15 protein-coding genes and 1 pseudogene are annotated in these 23,289 nt (G+C 58.7%); 9 read left to right on the forward strand and 7 right to left on the reverse strand.

The window, feature by feature from the left end:
• Positions 1–614 precede the first annotated feature (614 nt).
• Positions 615–830: a hypothetical protein gene (locus tag IVB54_RS24600; RefSeq protein WP_018456770.1), complete on the reverse strand. Its 216-nt coding sequence runs from the start codon at positions 828–830 to the stop codon at positions 615–617.
• 80 nt (positions 831–910) lie between these two features.
• Between IVB54_RS24600 and IVB54_RS24605 the strand changes: the two genes are divergently transcribed.
• The 4 genes from IVB54_RS24605 (at position 911) to IVB54_RS24620 (ending at position 4,291) form a co-directional block, all read left to right on the forward strand.
• Positions 911–1,336 carry a hypothetical protein gene (locus IVB54_RS24605; protein WP_157642985.1) on the forward strand — a complete coding sequence of 142 codons (426 nt, stop codon included), beginning with the start codon at positions 911–913 and terminating at the stop codon, positions 1,334–1,336.
• Positions 1,337–2,108: 772 nt separating this feature from the next.
• Positions 2,109–2,477: a hypothetical protein gene (locus IVB54_RS24610; protein WP_143274148.1), complete on the forward strand. Its 369-nt coding sequence runs from the start codon at positions 2,109–2,111 to the stop codon at positions 2,475–2,477.
• Positions 2,477–2,692: a hypothetical protein gene (locus IVB54_RS24615; RefSeq protein WP_143274149.1), complete on the forward strand. Its 216-nt coding sequence runs from the start codon at positions 2,477–2,479 to the stop codon at positions 2,690–2,692. The genes IVB54_RS24610 and IVB54_RS24615 overlap by 1 nt, the downstream gene beginning before the upstream one ends.
• A gap of 1,386 nt (positions 2,693–4,078) precedes the next feature.
• Positions 4,079–4,291, forward strand: a complete 213-nt coding sequence (locus tag IVB54_RS24620) for a hypothetical protein (RefSeq protein ID WP_018456774.1) — start codon at positions 4,079–4,081, stop codon at positions 4,289–4,291.
• 99 nt (positions 4,292–4,390) lie between these two features.
• Here IVB54_RS24620 and IVB54_RS24625 read toward each other — a convergent pair.
• Together IVB54_RS24625 and IVB54_RS24630 are read right to left on the reverse strand one after the other, a co-directional pair.
• Positions 4,391–4,586, reverse strand: a pseudogene (locus IVB54_RS24625) (cold-shock protein).
• Between the two features lie 395 nt (positions 4,587–4,981).
• Positions 4,982–5,281: a hypothetical protein gene (locus IVB54_RS24630; protein WP_026233247.1), complete on the reverse strand. Its 300-nt coding sequence runs from the start codon at positions 5,279–5,281 to the stop codon at positions 4,982–4,984.
• A 1,138-nt stretch (positions 5,282–6,419) separates the two neighbouring features.
• Here IVB54_RS24630 and IVB54_RS41705 point away from each other — a divergent pair.
• Positions 6,420–6,725, forward strand: a complete 306-nt coding sequence (locus IVB54_RS41705) for a hypothetical protein (RefSeq protein WP_345947049.1) — start codon at positions 6,420–6,422, stop codon at positions 6,723–6,725.
• A gap of 1,676 nt (positions 6,726–8,401) precedes the next feature.
• On the opposite strand, the gene IVB54_RS24640 is transcribed toward IVB54_RS41705, so the two are convergent.
• Positions 8,402–8,881, reverse strand: a complete 480-nt coding sequence (locus tag IVB54_RS24640; protein ID WP_240543874.1) for a hypothetical protein — start codon at positions 8,879–8,881, stop codon at positions 8,402–8,404.
• Between the two features lie 629 nt (positions 8,882–9,510).
• On the opposite strand from IVB54_RS24640, the gene IVB54_RS24645 reads away from it, so the two are divergent.
• The gene (locus IVB54_RS24645; protein ID WP_247335413.1) at positions 9,511–9,849 is read left to right on the forward strand and encodes an H-NS histone family protein; all 339 of its coding nucleotides are present in this window, start codon (positions 9,511–9,513) and stop codon (positions 9,847–9,849) included.
• Positions 9,850–10,978: 1,129 nt separating this feature from the next.
• Here the strand turns inward: IVB54_RS24645 and IVB54_RS24650 are convergent.
• Positions 10,979–11,227: a hypothetical protein gene (locus tag IVB54_RS24650; protein WP_158091481.1), complete on the reverse strand. Its 249-nt coding sequence runs from the start codon at positions 11,225–11,227 to the stop codon at positions 10,979–10,981.
• Positions 11,228–12,460: 1,233 nt separating this feature from the next.
• Here IVB54_RS24650 and IVB54_RS24655 point away from each other — a divergent pair.
• Both IVB54_RS24655 and IVB54_RS24660 read left to right on the forward strand, forming a co-directional pair.
• Complete coding sequence (locus tag IVB54_RS24655; RefSeq protein WP_018458808.1) at positions 12,461–13,201, forward strand: Crp/Fnr family transcriptional regulator; 741 nt, start codon at positions 12,461–12,463, stop codon at positions 13,199–13,201.
• 408 nt (positions 13,202–13,609) lie between these two features.
• Positions 13,610–13,801: a hypothetical protein gene (locus IVB54_RS24660; RefSeq protein WP_026233663.1), complete on the forward strand. Its 192-nt coding sequence runs from the start codon at positions 13,610–13,612 to the stop codon at positions 13,799–13,801.
• Between the two features lie 248 nt (positions 13,802–14,049).
• On the opposite strand, the gene IVB54_RS24665 is transcribed toward IVB54_RS24660, so the two are convergent.
• Positions 14,050–14,313, reverse strand: coding sequence for a hypothetical protein (locus tag IVB54_RS24665; protein WP_007592736.1), 264 nt, complete (start codon positions 14,311–14,313; stop codon positions 14,050–14,052).
• Between the two features lie 1,137 nt (positions 14,314–15,450).
• On the opposite strand from IVB54_RS24665, the gene IVB54_RS24670 reads away from it, so the two are divergent.
• Positions 15,451–21,330, forward strand: a complete 5,880-nt coding sequence (locus IVB54_RS24670) for an AAA family ATPase (RefSeq protein ID WP_247363388.1) — start codon at positions 15,451–15,453, stop codon at positions 21,328–21,330.
• Between the two features lie 528 nt (positions 21,331–21,858).
• On the opposite strand, the gene IVB54_RS24675 is transcribed toward IVB54_RS24670, so the two are convergent.
• Positions 21,859–22,059, reverse strand: coding sequence for a hypothetical protein (locus IVB54_RS24675; RefSeq protein WP_018458805.1), 201 nt, complete (start codon positions 22,057–22,059; stop codon positions 21,859–21,861).
• Between the last annotated feature and the right edge of the window lie 1,230 nt (positions 22,060–23,289).

Genomic DNA, 23,289 nt, shown 5'->3' on the forward strand with positions numbered 1-23,289 from the left:
GCACGCTCTCAACTGGTTTCAGATTTGCGGGTACACGCGCGTGAGCCATTTCGTCTCTATGCTTCTGCTTGCCCTCGCCCTGACGCTGACCTTGTGCTTCGGGGTGGCAGCCTGGCGCGTGTCGGCCGGCAATGACGTCGAGATCACCGCAACGATTCCGCATGGGGAATACGGATGGAGATCGAGGTCGAGGAACTGAATGCCTTGCGCTCACCCTTCGGCTACATCCTGGCGACTATGAACGTGGACCTTGACGACTCGCCATCGAGCGGAGGCTGCCCCGCGTCTCCTACCGTTCCTGCCTCGGGCTCGCCGACGGGCCTTTAGGACCGCAGGTCGTCCGTTCGCAACATAGCGATCAGGTTCGCGACCGCCAGCTCCAGGTGCGGCAGGGCATCACAGGGCTCTGCGGCATCGAGATCGTCCACGTGCCAATTCTGGACCCGGTCCGCGATGGCCAGGAAAGCGGCGTTCGACCATCGATTGATGCTCCGCCTCTTTTAATCCTATGACGATATCTGCTTGCCGGAAGTCAGGTAAGGTGCACGGCAGCGGAAGTTCATCAGCATCGTTGCCGAAAAATCCCCGACACGCGGCGAGGTCATAGCTTACCGTCAACTATTCTGACGAAGGAGGAATGGCATCAGCTTCTCAAAGATTTCTATCCGAAAGCGATCAATCTCCCAACTGAGCGCATCGCTGAATCCCGCGGCATACGCATGGATGATCGCTCGGTCCGCAGTCACTTTGGTCGTCACGCCATTTACGACCACCGAGCCTGTCAGGATCTTTCCGTCCCATTCAACAGCGCGACCATAACCCACCGACATGGCAACTCCAAACACAAGAAGGGTTGGTCTTATGCCGCACCAGGCGGTTATCTCACACCCACGTCGTCGCTTGTTTGTTCGTGCTGCCGCTCATCGTCCTCATCTCGGATAAGTTTGTGAGATTAGCGCAAACCAAAGCAAGGCACGACTGCGCACCACAGTCAGTTCCTTCCGATTCTCTCGATGAATTCCAACGCGGCTGGCGCAATGTCATCGAACTCGACAAAGCAGCGGCGCAGTTCATCTGCGATCTCTACGGTTACATCACGCGACCATCCCTCAACCGTGTTGAAGACCACGATCCGAGCAGGGTGCTTGTATTGACCTTCCATTATTTGGCGCATCAGCGTCGCTCGACCAGTGTCGTCTTCGGAGGTTTCGCTCCAGGCACGGCCGAGCCCACCTCCATAATCCTCGAGCACAAGATAGACGTCACGTGGATATGGATGAGGCACGATGGACGGAGAATGAGGCATGATCCCAAAACTCTGAAAATCGTCATTTAATTTCTCTATTAAACTATATTAAATATGGAATTTCAATCTAATTTACAGCCGTCCGGCTGCGCTTTCGATCGGTCGACACTGCCTATCGAGCGACCCACTCGCCGGCACACGCGCTTTTGGAGGCGAGCAAAAAGCGAGCCGTGGGGTAACGGCGGCGGCGATGGCTGTTCCGACGGCAAGGACGACAGGGGCCGCTAACGTTTTTCGGAGGCACGGCGGTTGGTACGGGCTCGCCAATTACCGCGTTTGCCCGATTCCTCTCCCCAAGTGGGCGATGCAGTCGGGCCCCAGCTTTCCCCATTGCCCCAAGGCAAGGCTCATTTTGTTCGGCTTGGAACGACTTACTGATTGCCAAGTTTTCCCGTGCCTCCCCAAGGGGCAGCTGCCTTCACCAAGGCGGCTCGATAGCCCCAGCTTCACCGCCCTGAGGCTGGGGTCCTTTTGCTGTCTGGATAGCTGCAGACTCAGGAGGGCGTTGATGCAGGGTTATAGCTCGATCCTTCTTGTCCAACGGTTGAACGACCTCGTTTGTCAACTGTCAGAGCTGGAAGATCTGCGGCTTAAAGTCCAAGAGGCGGAGCGACGCGCCTCGGCTGTACCTGCATTGCAGTCGCCTCCGAGCACTCAATCGCAGCGACGGCGAGCCGCGGGGGAGCGGACCCCCGAGGAGTGACTGGAACCCGATTTATCCTGCGTTAGCGAACGAGCGTAGAGGCTGTGCAGCTCGACTGCCCTGAAGGGAGTGAACTTCACGATCCTCGCGTGGTGAGGCTTGAGCAAGGGGCTTCGCATTCCGCATTTATCTTCGGCTTTCTCGCGCGACAACACGCGCCAGTCAATTATCCGCGCAGAGCGACTGGCCGCCGAACTGATTGAAAATATCGATCGGCTGTTTGCCCCTCTTCCTCTCGATGAGGGAAATAGGGCGCAGCGCGCTCGAGCCGTCGACCAGCGCAAGCGTGTATTGGCGGATTGGCGCAGGCCGCACGCGACAGCAATGGCGATGAGACAGCATGGCGTTCTGAAGCCTTGCCCCACGCTGATGTTCGTCAATGGCGCCAGCGAACTCGACAAAAGCACGACCAGGACTTACGTGATACCTGCGTCATGCTGCTCGATCGGGCTGGCTGCGACTTGCTGATGACCTGCGACATCACTGGGCATTCATACCGAAGCGCGCAGACCATTGTGAAGCACTACCGCGCCCGGAAGGCGGCTCAGGCCGAGTCCGGCATCGCCTGGCTTGAATTGCAGGTGCGGAAGGAAGGGCTGAACCTGGATCGTCATTCTGTCGGTGTTTTTCAGCGGTGCATGGCTCCGGCCAAAGCCTTCGGCTATGCGCGCTCTCGGGCGTGAGAGAGGTGCGCGTGAGCTAGTTCATGTCCGCGCTGCTAGTGGTGACTGCGTTGACGCTGACCCTATGCTTCGGCCTGGCAGCCTCGCGCCAGTCCACCGGCAGGGCAGCCGATTTCACCATTGCCTCCCAAAATTCCAGACTGGGACGCGGATGGGATGCCCCTGAAGACTAATGGCCTCGCCTCGGAAGCAGTAGCATGGCTTCCATTGACGGGGGCTCCCCACCTATCGTGAGCACCGCATCATCAACCGGCAATAAAGGATCTGGAACTATCTTACACGTAGGTTCTTCCGTTCTGATTGGTCACTGGAGGCTAACAGATGACGGATGAACAGCTAGCTCTTCAGGCTGTGAGTGACGCCCAGCGCATTTTGGAAAAATACTTAGAACCGAGGCCGGAATAACGAGCGCATCATCTTGGACAAGCTGGTGGAGGTGCTCGAGCGGCCAGATCTTCTGGTCGCTGTTCATCGGATGCAGCGCGGCTCGTAAGCGCGCCGTTGCTGGTCGGCTCGTGCGAATTCGAGCCAGTCCTCAGCAAGCTTTAGCCACGGCTCCGCGTCGACGGGACTGACGGGCTTGCGCCGTCCGTTCCCTGCACACGTCAGCTAACTGGTAGAAGCGAAGTACATCTTCAGACATGCAAAATGACGCGACTAGGCCCATCACCCCGCCTCAAGAGTATCGCCACTTCCGACACTGCCTGTCGAGTATCTTACATATCATCCTGATTGGGTGACTCCTCGCCCACTGTGCTAACTGGCAACCCCGCCGGCCCGCAGACGCTTTCAAGTGCCGGCTTTGCCGGTTGCCAGCACCATATAGGCAGACGCCGCGTCACAACTCAGCAGGTGGCGTACCAGCCATCAGGAAACGGGAGCGGAGGCCATTCGCCCGCGGTGTCATTCGCGGCCTCCGGCTCGGCGTCGATTGGTCCACCTGCCGAAGGACGCCACGCAGGAGGCGCACCCGGCTCGCGATCATAGGGGTGCTGGTCGGAAGGCGCTGTGCTGCCGAAGTGCATAGACTCTATCGAGGGCATAAGTGCACCCCGCGCTCTTGATATCTCGCAATTAAATAGACAATGCATCTATTAAATATATTAAATGTTTGACTTGTTCAATCGCGAAATGATTGAATAGGTTTGTCCTACGGCGCCCGTGAGCGCGGTATTTTGAGGCCAGCGACCATGTCCTTGGCATTCCCGCACTGGCTGATGATCGCAGGGCGGGGTGACGGCTATATTGGTGTCCTCGTCAGCGGAAAGAAAGCGAACCGGGTTGATCGACCGCCAGGCGAGCCGATCGATGTGCCGGCTTTACCGCTCCTCAACTCGCATGACCCGCAGTAGCTCGCGCGCGTTCCGCTAAGAGCGAGGGTTAGCAATGGCTGTCAGAATTGAATGGGGTCCGCTTGAGGCGATAACGAACGTCCGCAACGAAGCCTGCAAGGCCCGAGACTTCATCATCCAATCCCATGATGGACACGTGCAGGGGCAGATTGTCGTGCCTGACGACGCCGATCAGTTCGTCATGGGGGCATGTGAAATCCGGCTTCTCGAGCTGCTAAAGGACGCCATCAAGGAACTGGAGCGGTGAAAGCGCCGAAGATTGCCGCCAAAGCGAGTACTAAATTCGATACGTGGTCAAAGCGCCCGGCCCGCCTGTGCGAACCGGCGGGCCCTGTCCCAGCCACGCCTACCGTCTCAGATTACCTGCGGACTGCTCGCCCCGATCGCTCACGATCTCGTAGCTCACCTTTGCACCTTCTGCCAAACCACTGAAGCCAGCCTTCTCCACCGCTGAAATGTGGACAAAGACGTCCTTCCCGCCGTCGTCGGGCTGAATGAAGCCATAGCCTTTGGTTGAGCCACTTCACAATACCTGTCGCCACGCACGTCTCTCCTAAATGACCGTCGCCACATGACAGAAGCTGATAAAAACGAAAAGCCACCAACTTAGGATTTAGTTCAAAATGCGAGTTGGATGAATGACCGCCTGTACTGGGACAGGCGTCATGTTGCCCACATGAGGAAGGCAGCCAACGTGAACCGGCGCCCTCCCGTCAATTTCCCACGGTGGACCAGCAGGGAACGAACACCTCGATAGGGAGCTTGAGAATCTTGCCGGCTCCTCGCGAGCTAACTGAGCGGCCGCGGCCACCCAAAAGTCGGCCTGAAGCCGGAGCAATCTCACTGCTGGCGCCTACACAGCCGGGACGAACTCGTCGGCTTGGAAATGGCCCGCAGTGTGAACCGGCGAATTTTTGTCGCAATCAAATGCGACGCGCTAACGCACTGAGCGCAGATAATGGTCTGGTCGGTTGGCGCGATTCATCTCAGCGAAGGCCTTCCCCAACTCTTCCGCCGTATGCTTCGCCTTGAAATTCTCCCATGCGATCATGAACCGCCCCTTCGCTTCATCGAGTGAGCCAGCTTTCCCGAACGGCGGACCGGGAAGCGTCACGATGCACGTCCACAACCAGAACCCCGGGGAGCATTCGTTGGCATAGCGGATGCGCCCGACTAGCTGCCGGTCCTCGTGAACCGTGTAATCATCCAGGCCTATCATCCGCAGTGTCAGAGGCATTGTGGCTTGCCGCAGGGTAGAAACGAAGATAAAGCGCGGCGGATTACATTGTGCCAATTAAACCTCGCCTGACCTGCGCGGCGAGGAACCCGTGTCCTCCACTGCGCCGTTGCTGTCTCGCTGGCTTGCCCAAGCTGGCGGAGCGGCTCCGGCGTACCTCAAAAGCCAACCCTGAGGCCGGGGCCGTCTCTCCGCCATCGGTCTTTTCGGAGCATATGCTGTTGCGCGGCGCACAACGCAGGTCCTACCGCCATAACCCCAGCTTGAGTCACGACCGCGTGCAGGAAACCGTTTCGAGCCTCACACGCAATGACGCGAAACAACGCCCTCCAAGACTGAACGGCATTGACGTCCTCTCGAGTAGAGTAAGATGAGGAAACTATTTTTCGGTGCGGCCTTACTCGCGATCGCATTCGTGGGGTGTTCAACGATTATCTCGGCCGCTCTTTCTGCAGCCCGGGAGCCAAGGCCGCAACATTCTCCGAACGCTTTGCGCCCGCGCTGAAGTCCGCCTCGAGCGGCTAAATGCACTCATAGCCGTTATGAACCTGATCTGGCGGCGCCTTACTTACATGATACTGGCCGGCATGCGGTCTAAGCTCGTGAGAGCAACGACTAAAACGACCGGTGTGACCGGCGGGTCATTTTTCCACTTTGACAAGATAAATCGACCGCACGATGCGGCGAGCTGACTGAGACGATCATGCGTGATCGCGCGCCGCTTCTCATCGGCTGTTAGTTTCTCGCGTCAGTCAAATCGTGACGAGAACAATAATAATTGCGATTTCAACCAGTAACACCGCTGCTGTCATGGTGGGGACGATAAAAACGTAGCCATGCGGAGGATGATCCGCCTCACCATCGGCCAAGAAACGGCCCCTCACATCTCATGGCGTAAGCAGGGGCGGGATGCGGGAGCCGTTTCTCGGTGGCCAGACGCGTTCGTCCGGCGCCAGGCACTCTCAAATTAATTCTATTTTAAATATCGGTCAACATTTAAATTGGCATTATATTATTTATTTATTTAAAAATGGCCCTGTGCTTTAAAATCGCCCAGCTTGCCTTAGAGCGAGCGCATCCGTCGTTCCCCATCCTTTGCTGCCTCGCAAGAGAGCAGGACGTATCCCCGGACAAACGCGTGCCGGCCGCTATCGCGCATGGCACGGATTGGATCGAGCGTTACCCATGCATTGCCGCGGCCGCTCTGAAGAACCGCCAGAAGCACTTCGTCGTCGAGGGTGAGGAGGTAGTGCTTGGCGTCGATGACGTTTCCGATTTCAACGCCCTGCACTCTCTGCCAGGCAGCTTCAATTTCCCGTCTCCGTTGGATTTTTTCAAAGATCCGGTGGCTATGGGCAAGCAGATCCTCGCGCAGTTCGACCCGTCGAAGATACTCCCGAAGGCACCGAATCTGCCGATGCCTGACCCCGCCCAATCCTACTAAAGCGGGCCGCGACCTGGACCAGGTTCAATTGCACTTTCAGCACGAGGACGAGAAATTGCTTCCTCGCTTCTTGTCAAGCAAAACGGCCTCGGGACTTAATGGCGCGGTTTCTGCATCCAGGCTCGTTTGTTTTAGGGACTGACCGCTCGATGAATCCCCGGCTCCATGCCTATGAACTCACTTCGGAGAACGACACGTATGGCGCACGAACTGCAATTTCTCTTTCTCCACGAGATCACGCAGGAGCAGCCCACTGGAGAGGTTCCGAAGCACGACCCAATCCCGCTCCTGATACTCTTTCTTGATCCTCCCAACCGTGTTTGCTGCAAAGTCTTGCGCAACCCGTTGGCTCCTTCGCTTAGGCCGCCCACATACGCCATGATGAGAACTGTCGGCGCGAAGCCCAGCAGGCACGCGACATCTATTGCTTCTGGCCCTCTTGATGCTGTCTTGGTTGCCATCACCTTGAAAGCCAAAGAAGGATAACTGTCTCGGTAGCCGTCGCACGTGCCCTGGAGGCCGGCGAGAAGAGTCCTCGGCTAGGATTTCTGACGTTCCGATGCTCGCGCACGAAGCTTCGCCTCTCGTGTTGCTGCCCCGCGCACGTTTCTCGTTCACTTGAGCGCGCAACAGCGCCCCGCGAGCAAGCATTCGAAATCCATGTGAAGCTTAAACCGAAACCAGTTCCCGGTCGGCTTACAAATGGAACCAAATTGACCGCCATTAAATGAGAAATTTGATTATGTCATATAATCATGATGACTCCATCGCAAAAACGAAAAATATGTTGGGGGAAAACATGGGAGGTCGAAATGGAAGCTGCCCGCCGCCTGCGTGCAATGGCGCTGCTTTGCCGACAGACTGCCGCACTCCAACCTGAGAGAAGCTGGAAACTGCTTGCAGAGGCAGAGTACTGGGAGCATCTGGCGGCTGCGGCTTCAGTTCATTGAGCTTCGGTGGAGTATTCTTTAGCTTTCGCTTTTCGTCGACTTCTTACTTCAAATCATTTCTGAGGCATGTGATGTCGAGTACGCGTCAGATTTTTTCTAGTGCTGTTCTGAATGAACGGCACCAGGCGCTTCTGGAGGAGCTTAGAGAGGTGGAAAAGCTTCGAAGTAAGCTCCGACATGTAGAAGCAAGAACAAGAAGAAAGCGTACCAAAGCGAGCGGCAGAGCAAGAGCCGTTTAGAGACGGCCGGGACCGCAGTAGCGAGCCCCGGTGACGACGTCGCTGCGACATGTCGGCAACCAGCCAGGCCGCGGTGCCTCACAATGCTCGAACTAACTCGGCGGCGAGACCGGCCGTCTATTCAGGATCGCGCGTTAGCTCCGACCTTCATTCGACGTTGCACTTCGGAACACAGCAACGAGTCGATCGCCTTGCCAAAGCTCAACGTCGTGCTCGTCATGCATTTGCTCGGCTCGGCGTCTCGCCGCCTGCTCGTCAATGCAGTCGAGCTTTGCAGCGCAGATCAGTTGCCGGCTGCCGTCCACCACGAACACCTTGTACCGCATAATGCAGTCCGATCCCAAAGGCGACCGTCATCGTACTCGAATGTCCGTCTAAGCCGGTGCCAAACTAGGCGTGGCGCACGGAATCTTTGTACGTGTGGCAGTTCGGCTATACCGGCTCGTGGAATCCATTGATTGCGCGGCGGATGTACCTCGCATCTAAGCTAACGTAATCTCCACGCATGCCGAAGCGTGCGGCTCGAGCTCAAGAGCGAGAGGCCACCAAGCGTCATCAGCAGTACACCGAACCAGGCCGTCCAGCTGCGCGCTTCGCCGTGCGCCTCTGCAGTGCGCGCGCCCAGCGGCATATCTTGAGGTGCGTCGGCGAGAAGCTGCCCAACGTCGACTTGGCCCGGCACGGAGTGTTCGGAGGTGATCTGGTTGGGAAGATCGACAATGGGGGCCGCCGACCCCGTGCCGAGATTGGAAGCGGCATCAGCTACCTTCATTTCGGGTACAGGCGGCTGAGATTGCTCGGGCGGTGCGGAGCGCAGCACCTCCGCGCGCGCATCAACGACCGCGCTCCACCTCGTCCCGTTCTCGTCCAAACTGGCGCTGCGGTCTTTGGCCATGCGAGCCCGAATGGGCTTCTTCACCGTCGCGATGCCCTCGGCCAGGAACCAGCATTTGCGGCGACCGTCCATTCGGTAGACCCAATGCTGTCCACCAGTGGTCGAGGTACCGGGACGCGGCACGCATTCGGCTTGCGGCGGAGAGGTTACCGTGGGTTGGGGCGTAGCAGTATTGAAGAAGTCGGCAAGAGGGTTGGCAGACGCAGGCGCCGCCGATAAACCTCCGACAAGCACCAAACTGGCGAAGTATAATCGCAAATGACCGGACATCGAAAACTCCCGGGTGCGCCCCACCCCCGCTCGAACCTTAGCGGCGACAACGGCTCCCATGCGGCTTAAATCGGGCGGCGCGATGAATTAATTAATTGTACTCTTGGCTACCTGATTAATATGCCGGTCACGAGGCAGTGCGATTCATCGAGCCGTCCGCGCCGCCGTCCGGTCGATCGCCATCTTTGCGCTCGTCCCCGAGCACGAAAGCGCAACTGGCCGAGGGTGAGTTTGTGGAGGTCACGAGACGTGGCTACCCCTTCGCAGAGAATTAAATACTCCGCCACGATATTACCACTGTCGCGCCTTTCTCCCTGCTACCTCTCGTATTAAATGTGGATTGCATGATCAATATTTCACTGAGGGCTTGTCTGCTCCCGGATTCCCGACTTGTCTGCCTGGGCCTTCTGCCCAAGATTAGGGATGGAGCCATGAACACCGCGCATTTCAATTCGCTCTCCGTTGACGAGCTCTGGATATTTCACCAAGAGGTCGCCGCCAAACTCACTCAGAAAATGTTGGTGCAAAAAGCACATTTGGAGGAACGGCTCCACAGGATTGGACTGGCCAACGAGGCCACGCGGTTCAATCGCGAGCGCCGTCCATACCCGCCCGTTCGTCCCAAATATCGCAATCCGAAGAACCCGGCGGAGACATGGTCGGGTCGCGGCAGGCTGCCTCGATGGCTGCGGCCGCAGCTTCGAGGCGGCCGAAAATTGGACGATTTCCTAATCGATCGGGCTTCAGCCGAAAAGCGGCAGACCAATTGAGCGCGCGTTGCGGCATTTTGGGATGGAAATGCTGGCGCCGGCTGTTCCCCCTGGGCTCTGAGCTTCTCACATCATCGTTGAAGCGCGGGTCATAACCATGCTTCGAGGCATGGCCATAGCGAGAGCGCTGGGCTGATGGTCTCGCTGAATCGCTCGGGGGGCCCGCGGCGCAGTGAGGACATCGACGAGACTCTCAAGCGCGCGATGGCCCGCATCTAGTCGTGGTGCCCTCTGAAGTGCCGCCTAACCGCATTCCACGCTCGAAGGACTGGAAGGATGAGGACGACGAAAAGAACCCTGATTGCAACCGGCGTCATCCCGCGCAGCAGGAGTGGTGGGTCGTGATCGTCCGAGCGACCGGCCGTCGTGTTAATCGTCACCGGAGATGGAATTCCTGCTCGCCGAGCAGGTGCCGGTCTGCGCGAGGGCAGGACAACTACAACGAACAGAACGTTCACCAGTAGCCATATTCCCACAATGAGAAGAAAAGTACGCACGAGAACGACCATCGTTGATCTAAATCTGCCGAGCTTACTCCTGCCTCATACCCGGCACGCAACCGGCAACACTGCGTTCGCGGACGGAGCCGCTTCAGCGCAGCCGGCACATTTTCGCATCTCCCCGAGGCCGTTGGGCCCCGAGCGCTTTGCGAGCGTCCAGGATCGCTCGCAGCCTAGTCCGGCGCAACACTCGCGTCTGTGCGCTTTCGAACATTCATGCCCCTTCAGGTATGCTAGTTCTATGCATCATCCGGCGAGAGCCGGACAGGGATGGCTCATCAGCCAAGACGGCCGTCCTCAGCCCGCAATCCCTGAACAGCGGCTGGGTCATGCAGCGGGGCCAAATATCGCAGAACGATGAGCGGCGAATTTGGCGGTCCGCATAGAACCAGTATCGAGTTTCGGCAGTTGACTCCGGGTGGATCCGAACCAGCAAACTGATTTGTTCGGGCCAAGGATAAGTTTAAGCTAAGCCGGCACACATGAAGGACCTCCGACGACGTTTGGAAAAGGTCCGCGCTGACGCCAGAGAGTTTATGCTGATGAGCCAGCAAGCGACGGACATAGAAAAGCGCGAGCTGTTTAAGCGCTTGGCGGATGAACTCGCCTTCGAGGCTCTCGAGCTTGAGCTAATCGTCAAGAAAAATGAGCGAGCTAATCCGTGCGACCAGCACGAGGTCGTGGAGTTTAAGCCGCCCTCTCAGCGAACGCGTGGCTGATGCGGAAGAGGTCAAGCCGGCTAGATCGGCGTGACAACGGAACTTTGCGCATGGCTCCGCCAGCGAACGCTGCTCCGCCTTCGCCGCATCGCATTGCGGTTGGGAGGGGCCCAATCCGGAAGCGGTGATGTCATTGTACGCCGCCAGCAGTTCATCCATGTGGTCCTTCCGTCGATTTCGAAGAACAGCGGGGTTTCAGGCAAGGCGCCGAGGCTACGGAAGTGGTCGACTATTTCTCGGTGAACCTCGATCGCAGCCCACGCGAAAGCTGAAGGGACCGGACCTGCCTCGGTAGAAGGAGGAAGCGTTCCCATGCGTCCGAGCCGGTCGAACTCGGCCGCCCGTTCTTCAGGCCCGCTGTCCCGCATCGCCCGCTTGTGGCATCGACCTGACTTTCAGAAAGTTCGCCGCGCTTTCGCGGCTGAGACAATCCGTACGAGCGCTCGAACCGCTGCCGTCAGAGTACAACATCGCAGAAGATCGTACTTTAGCGTACAAAGTCGTTGCCATGTTGGTGGCGATACGACTCGAATCCCGACCCGAACATTCTGGTTTTGGTTCTGCATCAACGGTATCTTTCTGCGGCAGACAGAACAGATCGTCCGTTTTGCCCGCTGCAATAGCCCCGCACGTCCGAACAATCCTTGCACCGCATGTAACGCTCCAACTCGTGGATCGGCGTCGTCTTCGTTCGTCGCACGACTGCGCTCACACCGTCTAATGGGACGTAAGCTCTGACAGATTGCGACGCGCGCAAGCAGGAGCCAGCGTGCAGCTTTAAACGTTTATGGGCGTGGATCGATCTCGAAGATGATCGACATGGACCGGACCGAGCGCTTCTTTGCCGGATGACTGTCGTGGGCACGATCTGCCTCTGCGCCGCGTTTACGATGTGGATGCTCGTTTGAGCCGCCACTCATGCGCCAACGGAGGCGCCCTATTTCGGTGGCTGCCATCTTGGCAAGGTCAGCCACTCGGTTATCTGAGACGTGAATTCGTTCTGCCGGGCCTTCCTAAGCAGACTGTCTCGTTTGTCCTGGCGGAAATGACCCGGCTTCATCACGTAGCTGTTGAGCTTCTAGGTCAAGCCGAGCCCCACACTTCCGAGATCGCCGCAGCGCTTGCCGCGTCCCGGAAAGCGGAACTCCCTATGGTGTTACCCATGCGCATTTCGCAATTGTGCAGCGGGGCGCTGGGACCTAACTCCTAAATCATCCTGAGAGACAACAATTCGCCTCCGAGGCGCGTGTGGTTGGAGTTTTTGAGATTGAGAGCTTCCGCAGCTGAATTGGACTTCGGGGCGCGAGGCGTAGGCGGATTCAAACAAAGTTCGAGTTGGCCGCCCTATGACGCTCGAAATGCGATGCGGCGGATCGTTCGAGGTAGGCCGCAGTGACGCTTCCCGCCGAAATTGGCAACCGACTTCTGGCAACACTGCCGGCGGCGGACCTCGAACTGCTGGCGCCCGAGCTAGAGATGGTAGCGCTCGATCGGGATGCGGTCGTCTCGCAGGCGGGTGACCAGACCGAGCACGTCCTCTTTCCTCATAGTGGCGCCATTTCTGTGATGATCGACATGGCCAACGGACAGACGGTCGCCAGCGCCGCAATAGGGCGCGAGGGAGCAGTAGGCACTCTTTCCGTGCTAGGGCCGTCCCCTTCGGCCGTTACCGCCGTCGTTCGTGCCGCGGGCATCGCCTCGCGGATCCCCTCATCGCGATTCCACGCCGCTTTTAGCCGAAGCCCCGCGATCCGCCACGCAGTCCAGATTCATTTCAAAGCGATGCTGATACAGCTACAAATCGGCGGCGCCTGCAATGCGCTGCATCCGGCCCAAGCCCGCATGGCACGCTGGCTGCTCCATCTTCGCGACCGTGCCGACCACGACGTCCTCGCACTCACCCAAGAGGCGCTTTCGCAAATACTGGGTGTGCGACGAACGACAGTGACGCTCCTGATGCGCAACCTGCGCGCTTCCGGAGCGATCAGATCTGAACGGCGAGGAGAAATCGAGATTGATCCATTGCGGCTCGCAGCGGTGGCGTGCGAATGCCACGATACCATGCGTCTCGAAATCGAGGGGATCTTCTCTATGAATGCAGCCCGGTCTCGCGCTTTGGTTCTGCCGACGTAGTAACTGAAACGGGGGGATGCCGCAAACCATCGCGCCTTTCGGCGTGATAGCCCGTTATCCCGGACATGGACGATGTGGCCAATGTGCAACGGGCGCCTAGCTTCTCCACGGCAATGTCCGCAACCGAACAATCCCGCTCATGAGGTACGCGTACTATCGGCGCGCCATGTACTGGAGGCCTGTGGATGACCTTTTCAAACGAAAGATCAGACCTTATTGTCTCTTTGGGAAAGCGTGCGGCGACAGGTGTTGGCTGATCGCGCAAATGGCGGACGCTCCCGCGTTGTTGGCGACAATCTGCGCACCTATGCTGAATCGCTCCGTTCGGAAATGGATCGGCGGGAGCTCAAGTACGCCTCAATCGGTTCAACTGAATGAAGCCGAGGGTGCCTTTGGGGCACACAGACGATGAGAGACATGCAAGAGCAGCTGGAGAACCTCCTCAAAGACGCAGCCGACTGCAAATCGATCAGCGATCTGGCCACCGACCTGCAAAAGCGAGAGTTGTTCGCGAGGCTTGCCGATCATCTGAGCGTGTTGGCTTCCGAGGTCGAGCGTGCAATTGCTGCGACAGCCTTTGGCACCAAATTGGAGCGATAAGAGGATATGGCCCGACACCGATGATTGGGAATCAGCATGCGATGAGCGGAGGAGGACATGACTGCGGAGCGGCCTCGCGTGCGAGTGTGCAATCGCGCGCTCGCCTGGCCACTAGTCGGAAGGCCTATCTGCGCGTGCAAGGCAATCAGCTAACTTCGATCGTCAGCTGCGACCGCGGGTAGGCGTACAGCCCCGACCTTGCAGGATATCCCCGGCCAGCGCGCTTTATTACGAAGGCTGCGTCATGCTCATTCGCTATAGGACCTGCGTTGCCCTGTTTCGGCAGCCTCATTCGAGGCCAAGCAACGCCGCGCCCGCTCGATCTGGGCGCCGGTGGCCCCGTGGTTACGGGCATACATCTCAGCCAGGGCCGCCGAATACTTAGCAACGTAGTATTTGACCTCTGAGCAAGAAATCCGCTCTCCCGGTCTGTGCTGGCGCGCAGCATAGGCTTCAGAGCTAAGCGTCATCAGAAACAAGGCAGCAGCGCCAATCGCACGCGTGACAGTCATTGTCATCCCCCGCAGCTACTAGGTTCGTTGCAGAGAGCAGGCCTGAATCGTCCCGATCGCGCAAATTAACAGTGGTGCGCTGGTGCAACGTGTTGTGGATTGTTGCTTTCATGCCCCAGCTTCGTGAGCACCGGCCCGCCTATGCTGGCGAACCCCGTACAAATCCAGGCTCGTCGACACAGATGTGCGACAATTGACGTCCCCATGTAAGCTGCATTGCGCAACGGGACAGGCCGCTCTGATCATCTCAGGAACCCAAGGGGGCGACACGCCGGCCGGCGCCGCTGTTAACGGGCTCTAACCTCTCCCGCGCCGCCTGGGGAGGACCTCACGATGCCGACCAGCAATTCAACCCTCTGCGCGGATGACCACCGGTACGATCATCCTCTCTCGCTCCGGTCCATCATGGCAAGTTTGAGCTACTTTCAGGAAGTGTCCTCGGACGTCGTACTATCTCACAAACGTTCGAACCAACGAACCAACGACACAGCCGCATAAGTGCAAATCAGGACCTGCAACTATCTCAATCTGCTATTTGAGGCTGTGGCCTGCACGGTCGACGGATCGGCCGATCCGCGCACAACATGAGAACCGAAACGCCAGCGCCGAAGCCAATCGACCCCGCGAGATGTAAAGGGCGCTGTCAGCGGCTGGCGCGCCTACATCCGATAGCTCTGAATTCTGAATGATGGTGACATTAACCACGGATTGTTACGACTGAGTAGGATGAAGGCCGGCGACCGAAATCAAAGGCGGTGCGCGTCCGCTTTATGAGCCAATCAGCTCGTGGGCCGCACCGCACAGCAATCCGGTGCCCAGACCACACCTGAGCCGCAGAAGCCGTTCGCATTCGAGCCGGTCCGGACGGCCAGCAGAAGTTGTGGCGACGCATCGGGCAGCATATTTCGAGTTCGATACACCGCTGAATTCGCCCGCCGGCTCGCGCGCGATCACGGTTGATGTCCGGCTAGCGCCGCTTCGGCTTTCTCGCCGTCATCTGCCTGGCGCCGCAGCTTACGCTGGGCAGAACCCCGCTTTTATGGCAGTGTCGATGTGGCCACAGAGCGCAACACAGTACCTCCTCACCTGACATTGGTCACGCGGAGGCTTCGGGGTTGAACCCAGTGTTTTGGGTTGATGCGCATGGACAGCAGGTTCCAAGTGCTATGGGAGGACGATGACCGCATCTTTTGTCGGCCATTGCGTCCGGCTTCCGATGGCGCATGCAGAACTGTATTGGCGGTACTTCCCAAGGCGAAACACGCTTCGTCCGGCCTCCTCGATCGTCTTGATCACGAGTTTGCGCTGAAAGACCAATTAGATGAGACCTGGGCAATGCGGCCGCTCGGGCTGGAGTGCGATGGTGACCGTCCAGTGCTGCTGCTTGAGGATCCTGGTGGCCAGCCGCTCGAACAGTTGCTTGGTGCGCCCATGGACATCGGACGCTTTTTGCAGCTCGCGATCGGCATCGCCGCAGCCCTGAACAAGGTGCACCAACGCGGCCTCGTCCACAAGGACGTGAAGCCGGCGCATATTATGGTGAACTGCGAGGACGAACGGGTCCGGTTCACCGGGTTCGGTATCGCCTCGCGCCTCGCCCGCGAGCGACGCGCCCCTGGGCCGCCGGAATTCATCGTGGGCACGCTGCCCTACATGGCGCCCGAACAGACCGGATGGATGAACCGCTCGATCGATTTCCGCAGTGACCTCTATTCACTTGGCGTTACGCTCTATCAGATGCTGACCGGCTCGTTGCCGTTCTCAGCGGCACATTCCATGGAGTGGGTGCATTGCCACATTGCGCGAAAGCCAGTGGCGCCCGGCGAGCGGGTAAGCACTGTACCGGCTGCAATCTCGACCATAGTCCTCAAGCTGCTCGCCAAATCCGCCGAGCAACGCTACCAGAGCGCTTCAGGCCTCGAACATGATCTACGCCGCTGCCTGATCGAATGGGAAACCGGAGGCCGCATCGAAGAGTTTGCGCTCGCACAATACGACACGCCCGACCGACTGCGGATCCCTGAGAAGCTCTACGGACGGGACCGCGAGATTGAAGCCATGCTGGCCGCCTTTGACCGGATGATCAAGAGCGGCGCGCCGGAATTGATGCTGGTTACCGGCTATTCCGGCGTTGGTAAATCCTCGGTAGTCAATGAGCTCCATCGTCGCCTTGTTCCGTCCCACGGGCTGTTCGCATCAGGCAAGTTCGACCAATACAAACGCGATATTCCCTATTCAACGGTAGTGGAGGCTTTTCAGAGCCTCGTGCGGTTCCTTCTGAGCAAGAACGAAGCCGAGCTGACGCACTGGCGCCAAGCGCTTCATGGTGCGCTGGGCGCCAATGGACGACTCGTTACCGACCTGATCCCTGAATTGCGGCTGATCGTGGGAGAGCAGCCACCCGTCCCTGAGCTCCCCCCGCAGCAAGCACAGAACCGCTTCCGTCTCGTGCTCCGGCGCTTCATAGGGGTGTTCGCACAGTCCGAGCATCCATTGGCGTTGTTCCTCGACGATCTCCAGTGGGTCGATGCCGCCACGCTCGATCTGGTTGAGGACCTTTTAACCCGCTCCGATCTGCAATACCTGATGCTCATCGGCGCCTTTCGCGACAACGAGGTCACTTTCGCTCATCCATTGTGGTACAGGCTTGAGGCCATAAAGAGTGCTGGCGCTAACGTGCAGCAGATCATTTTAGCGCCGCTTGCCAGCTCACACATTTCGCGTTTGATTTCCGATGCTCTTCGCTGCGATTCGAAGCGTGCCGCGCCACTCGCGAAGTTGATTCACGATAAGACGGCCGGCAACCCATTCTTTGTGATTCAATTCCTTCAGGCGCTTGCCGAAGAGGGATTGGTCCGCTTCGATCATGACGCACGGTTCTGGTGCTGGGATCTCGCTCGCATTCGCGTCAAGGGCCACACCGACAATGTCGTGGATCTGATGATCGCAAAGCTGACCCGCCTGCCTGCCGAGACGCAGATCACGCTGCAGCGGCTGGCCTGTCTCGGCAACGTCGCCGACACGAGGACAATTTCGATCGTCCTCGGTCGCTCCGAGCAGCGGGTACACGCGGATCTGTGGGAGGCCATTCGCCAGGAATTGGTCGAGCACCAGCCAGGAGTGTATCGGTTTGTCCACGATCGAGTGCACGAAGCCGCCTACTCGCTGATTGCTGATGATCAACGCGCGGCGCTGCATTTGCGAATCGGTCGGGAGCTACTGGCGCAGACCCCCCGGGAGAAGTGGGAGAAGGCTATTTTCGAGATCGTCAACCAGCTCAACCGTGGCGAGTCCTTGATCACCTCGCGAGACGAACGCGAGCAACTCGCAGAGCTTAATCTGACAGCCAGCCTGCGCGCGTGGGAGGCGGCGGCCTACGCGGCATCGCTCAACTATGCCGCTGCCGGTGCCGCATTGTTACCAGACGACTGCTGGGAACAACGCCAGCAGCTTGCCTTTGCGTTCGAGTTGCATCGCGCCGAATGCGAGTTCGTGACTGGCTCGGTCCTGGAGGCAGAACAGCGCTTACAGGAGCTGACGACGCGAACCGCGACCGCTGCCGACCTTGCTGTCGTCGCGCGCCGTCGGGTGGATCTGTATACGGCGCTCAGTGAGCCGGACCGCGCGGTTAGCGCCGGTCTCAGCTATCTGGAACAACTCGGGATTCGATGGGTAGTCCACCCAAGCGATGATCACGTCCGACGCGAATACGAGCACGTCCGATCTCGGCTCGGGAATCGGTCGGTCGAGGAGCTATTGGATCTGCCGCTAATGAGTGATGCACTCGCACTAGCGACCATAGATCTTTTGACGGCGCTCATGCCGCCGGCGTTTTTCACTGATGCGAACCTTCGCTCACTGGTGGCCCTAAAAGCGGTGGAGATCAGCCTCGAGTGGGGGAACAACGATGCTTCATGCGTTCCTTACGTCATGTTCGGCGCCATTGCCGGCGCGCGCTTCGGCGACTATCAGGCGGGCCTTCGATTCAGCCGTATCGGCACTGAGCTGGTCGAGCGGTGCGGATTTTCGCGCGTGCACGCCAGGACCTACCTGAACTATGGCAACCTTGTCCTTTCATGGACCAAGCACCTCCAGCATGCCCGAGACGCCTTTCAGCGGGCATTTGAGGCCGCGAGCAGCAGTGGCGATGTCACGTTCGCGGCCTTCAGTTGCGCCAGCTTGAATACGAATTTCCTTGCGGCGGGCGATGCGCTTGCAGAAGCGCAGCGCGAAGCCGAGCACGGGTTGCAGTTGAGCAAGAAGGCGAAGTTTGCGTTGGTGGCCGACATCATAATGCCGCAGGTTGCGCTAATCCGTATGCTGCGCGGCCTGACGCGGCGTTTCGGCGCTCTGCACGACGACCCGTCCGACGAGCTTCGGTTCGAACGGCGTTTGGCCGCCGATCCGGCATTCGCGCTGCCCGAGAGCTGGTATTGGATCCGCAAGCTGCAAGCGTGCTTCTTTGCCGGCGACTATTCGCTGGCCGTCGACGCCGCATCGAAGGCACGGAGACTGCCGTGGTCACCACCGCAGCTACTCGAGACGGTGGAATACGAGTTCTATGCAGCGCTATCGCACGCTGCATGCTGGAATTCGGCACACCCCGAACAACGTCAAGGGCACCTTGAGGCCCTGACTGGGCACCACACACAGCTCGATTTGTGGGCACAGAATTGCCCGGAGAATTTCGCGGACCGCGCTATTCTAACCGGCGCCGAGATCGCCCGTCTCCAAGGCAGAGAACTGGACGCGGAGCGTCTCTATGAACAAGCCATCCGCTCCGCTCGCGACAACGGCTTCGTCCACCACGAGGCGCTCGCTTATGAATTGGCCGCGCGGTTTTACGGCGAGCGTGGTTTCGAAGAATTTTCTGGCATCTATTTGCGGAGAGCGCGCGACTGCTATGTTCGTTGGGGGGCAGACGGCAAAGTGCGGCAACTTGAGGATATGCATCCGCACCTCAGGGAGGCGAGATCAGAGCCAGGCCCGATGAGCACGATTGGAGCGCCGGTCGAGCATCTCGACCTCGCCACTGTCATCAAGGTGTCGGAAGCGGTGTCAGGTGAGATGGTTCTGGAGACGCTTATCGAGACGCTCATGCGCACTGCCATCGAACAAGCAGGGGCTGAACGCGGTCTGCTGATCCTGTCGCACGACACCGAGCCGCGCATCGAAGCGGAAGCCACCACAACCGGCGATAAAGTTACTGTTGAAATGCGCAATACAGCGGTGACCGCGGATCTCCTTCCCGAATCCGTTCTCCATTACGTACTGCGAACCAGAGAGTGCGCGGTTCTCGAGGATGCCACGGTCCAGCCTCCCTTTGCCACGGACCCCTACGTTAATCAGCGCAACGCTCGTTCCATTCTCTGCATGCCCCTGATCAACCGTGCGAAAGTTATCGGCGTGCTTTACCTCGAGAATACACTGACGCCCTACGTTGTTGCACCGGCGCGAATTGCGGTGCTGAAGCTGCTCGCCTCACAGGCAGCAATCGCGCTGGAAAATGCGGCTTTGTACCGCGATCTCGGAGAACGGGAAGCGAAAATCCGACGCCTTGTCGATGCCAACATCATCGGAATCATCATCTGGGAGCTTGAAGGTTCGATTCTGGAGGCCAACGATGCGTTTCTCAGCATCGTGGGATACGACCGTGAGGATCTCGTCTCGGGCCGCCTGCGCTGGACTGACCTGACGCCGCCTGAATGGCTCGACCGCCACGAGCGATGGTGGATCCCGGAACTAAAAAAGATGGGTAGCGTGCAGCCGTTCGAGAAAGAGTATTTCCGCAAGGACGGAAGCCGCGTGTCGGTGTTGATCGGCATGGCTGCGTTCGACGAACAACGAGACCAGGGTGTCTCCTTTGTCGTTGACCTGACGGAGCGCAAACGATCGGAAGTGGCTCTGCAGGAGAGCGAGGAGCGTTTCCGGACTCTCGTACAGTTCTCTTTCGACGTGTACTGGGAATCCGATGCGCGGCATCGTTTCATTCGCCAGGAATTCGCCGAAGGCATGGTCGACGCACCCGCGTCGGTCTCTGAACTTGGTAAGACGCGCTGGGAAGTGCCCTACTTGGAGCCCGACGAGGAGGCTTGGCGCAAGCATCGGGAGACGCTCGATGCCCACCTGCCGTTCCGCGATTTCGAGCTCGCGCGCCCTACGCCCGATGGCGGCAAGCGCTACGTGTCCGTCTCCGGGCTACCGGTGCTCGACAAGTCCGGGCACTTCATCGGTTATCGCGGCGTTGGACGGCACATCACCGAACAGAAGCGGGCCGCAGAGGCGCTGCGCGAGATACAGAAGGAGCTTGCGCACGCTAACCGCCTCGCCACCATGGGCGAACTCACGGCCTCGATCGCGCATGAAGTGAGCCAGCCGATTGCCGCGGCATCCATGAATGCTGGTGCGGCCGCGCGCTTCCTGGACAGAAATCCGCCGGATCTTGACAGGGTCAGGGAATCACTGGACTGGCTTATGAACGATACCGCTCGGGCCAGCGACATCATCCAACGAATTCGCGATCTCGTAAAAAAAGCACCGCCCCGGAAGGATCGCTTGGACATCAATGAGGCGATCAGGGACGTTATTGAGCTTACCCGCGGCGAAGCGATGAAGAACGGCATCTCAGTGCAGACGGAATTTGCAGACAGCTTACCGCTTGTCGAGGGCGACCGCGTCCAATTGCAACAAGTGGTTCTCAACCTGATTATCAACGCTGTCCAGGCAATCGGCACGGTCGCGAATGGAGCCAAGAAAGTGCTGATCACCACCGCGCAGGGTGCACCGGACGGTGTTCTCGTCGAGGTGAAGGACTCGGGACCGGGGATGAGCTCTGAAACCTTCGAGCACGCCTTCGCCCCCTTCTACACGACGAAGCCCAGCGGTTTGGGGGTGGGACTGTCGATCTGTCGTTCGATTATCGAAGCGCATGCCGGACGCTTGTGGGTGACGCGCAACCAGCCCCACGGCGCAATTTTTCACTTCACCGTACCAGCCCACCCTGCCGACGCTTCTTGATTATGGCCGGATTGCTGGTTCCAACTTCGAGCACGCACCTCGCGCTTTGCGATCGAGAAGATCAAGTCGATCGCAGCCCTGCCGATCCTGGCTGCCGCGACGGGGATTAAATCACCAAGCTGTCGCAGAAACGGTCGAGGGATCACGAGGCGACTAGGCAAAACAGGTTGTGCATTTGCGCGCCTTAGTATCCTATTCTACGACGAGCGCGTAATCGACCTGTGCCGTTTAATCTGCACACCGTTTCGCATTGCGCGAAGATGCAGAAACAAAGGAAAAGCATAAGTCGCACTGCTATCCGGGGCACGATACGCAAAAAATGTCGCACGAGATCCGCCTTGTTCTCGTCGACCCCATCCGTAATTTAATTGAATACGAACAGTTTTGATATGGTTGGCGCACCAGGGCTCGAACCGGGGATCCGCTGATCCAACATCGCCGCTCGTTCTCATCGCTCTGTTCGCGCTCGTCACGTCAGCCACTGCGGCAATCGAGCCTATGGCCGACTCGGTGCCCGTAAGCCGTGCCTCAGGGGACCTCGATCACTGGCAATGGATCGATTTCCGCTTTTCCGAATTGCCCCGACGAAACAGGGCGCGGTTGGGCGTGATTGTTGCGATAGACCAGCGTGTCGATCTTGGCAGCGGACTTGTTGCTGAGCAGCGTCAGGCCGCCCCGCAGCGAGCCCTGAACCGCTCGCGCCAGTGCATCACTTCGTCCTAAGTGCATCCGCCTTCCACTAGATCGAGCATGGAAAGGCCATAGATCACGAGGAGGTAAGGATTAGTGGCCGCTCGCACACGGCTTCGATGGCAAACCACATCGATTCGGGGCACGCCCCCCAATCATCCTCACGCTGATTGGCGCGCGGCGCTGCAAACTGGTTGATCCGGTAACCCTAGGGCCCATTACGGCGCACACAGAGGAAATTGGCGCCCTGCGCGTCGGGCGCCCCTTGACACTCGTGTCAGTCGCCGGCGTTGCACGGCGCACCACATGGCGCGCGGTCGTAGGCGGCGCGGCCGTTGGCGCGGCCGCGGTAGGCACGGCATGTCTCCGCGTTCTGGTTAACGGTCGCTACGGCTGCCGCTGATAGCTGTCGGTTCTAGCTTCTGAAGAGCGCATCCTGCGGGATGAGGCTCATGCAGGATGTGCTGTTCAGGTTTCAGGGGCGCTAGCGACAGGGGCCAAGGCGCGACAGAGCAGAGATCGAGAGCTCCAGCGTCGCCAGCATCGCGAGCATGTCGCGTTGTCCTGCTCCAGGGCGGCGGGGATCGGCAGAACATCTTGACGCTCTTTGATCTCTGGCCGAGCCGAAAGGCATGAAGCTCGAGGCCGAGTGATCCATAAAGGTCGAACGCAAATCGCAAGCAAGAAGGAACGACGCGGCCACGGAGGGCTTCTGCTCCTCGTTCAAGACCGAATGGACAGTGAGCAAGATCTATTGCACTGCGAACACCGATATTCGCGCCAATGCGTCCCCACCGGCAAAGCCTTCGCGGCGATATGGGCCCCATGCGGCTTAAATCTGGCAGCGTGATGGATTAATTGCGGGCCTGGCCTCCGAATTCATAAGCTCACTTTGGCGGCAATACGCGGCAGCGCGCTCAATTAATCGAGCCGTCCACGTATCGCCGGGCGACGATCCTGTCCACGGTCCGCGACGCAACCACCCGGTTGATGGGCGACGCTGCGGTAAGATTTGGGCCGGTCTCCACGCTGGCATGGCAATGTGAAAGCGCAACCGGTCGGGAGGCAAGATTGTGGATATGATGCCGGTCTGCGGGCCTGAGCGAGGGTTGTCTCTAGCACTAAGTTAAATGCTCCGCCACGATGAGGTCGAAGACGACGATCATCGCCACGACGATCCTCGATCGCCAGATCAATGTAGTGCTCGTGCTTCCGCGGCAAGTCATGAGATCTGACCGATAGCTATCTACAGACCGTCGCTAAAGCAGG

It is taken from the genome of Bradyrhizobium sp. CW1, from assembly GCF_023100665.1.
Lineage (GTDB): Bacteria > Pseudomonadota > Alphaproteobacteria > Rhizobiales > Xanthobacteraceae > Bradyrhizobium > Bradyrhizobium canariense_D.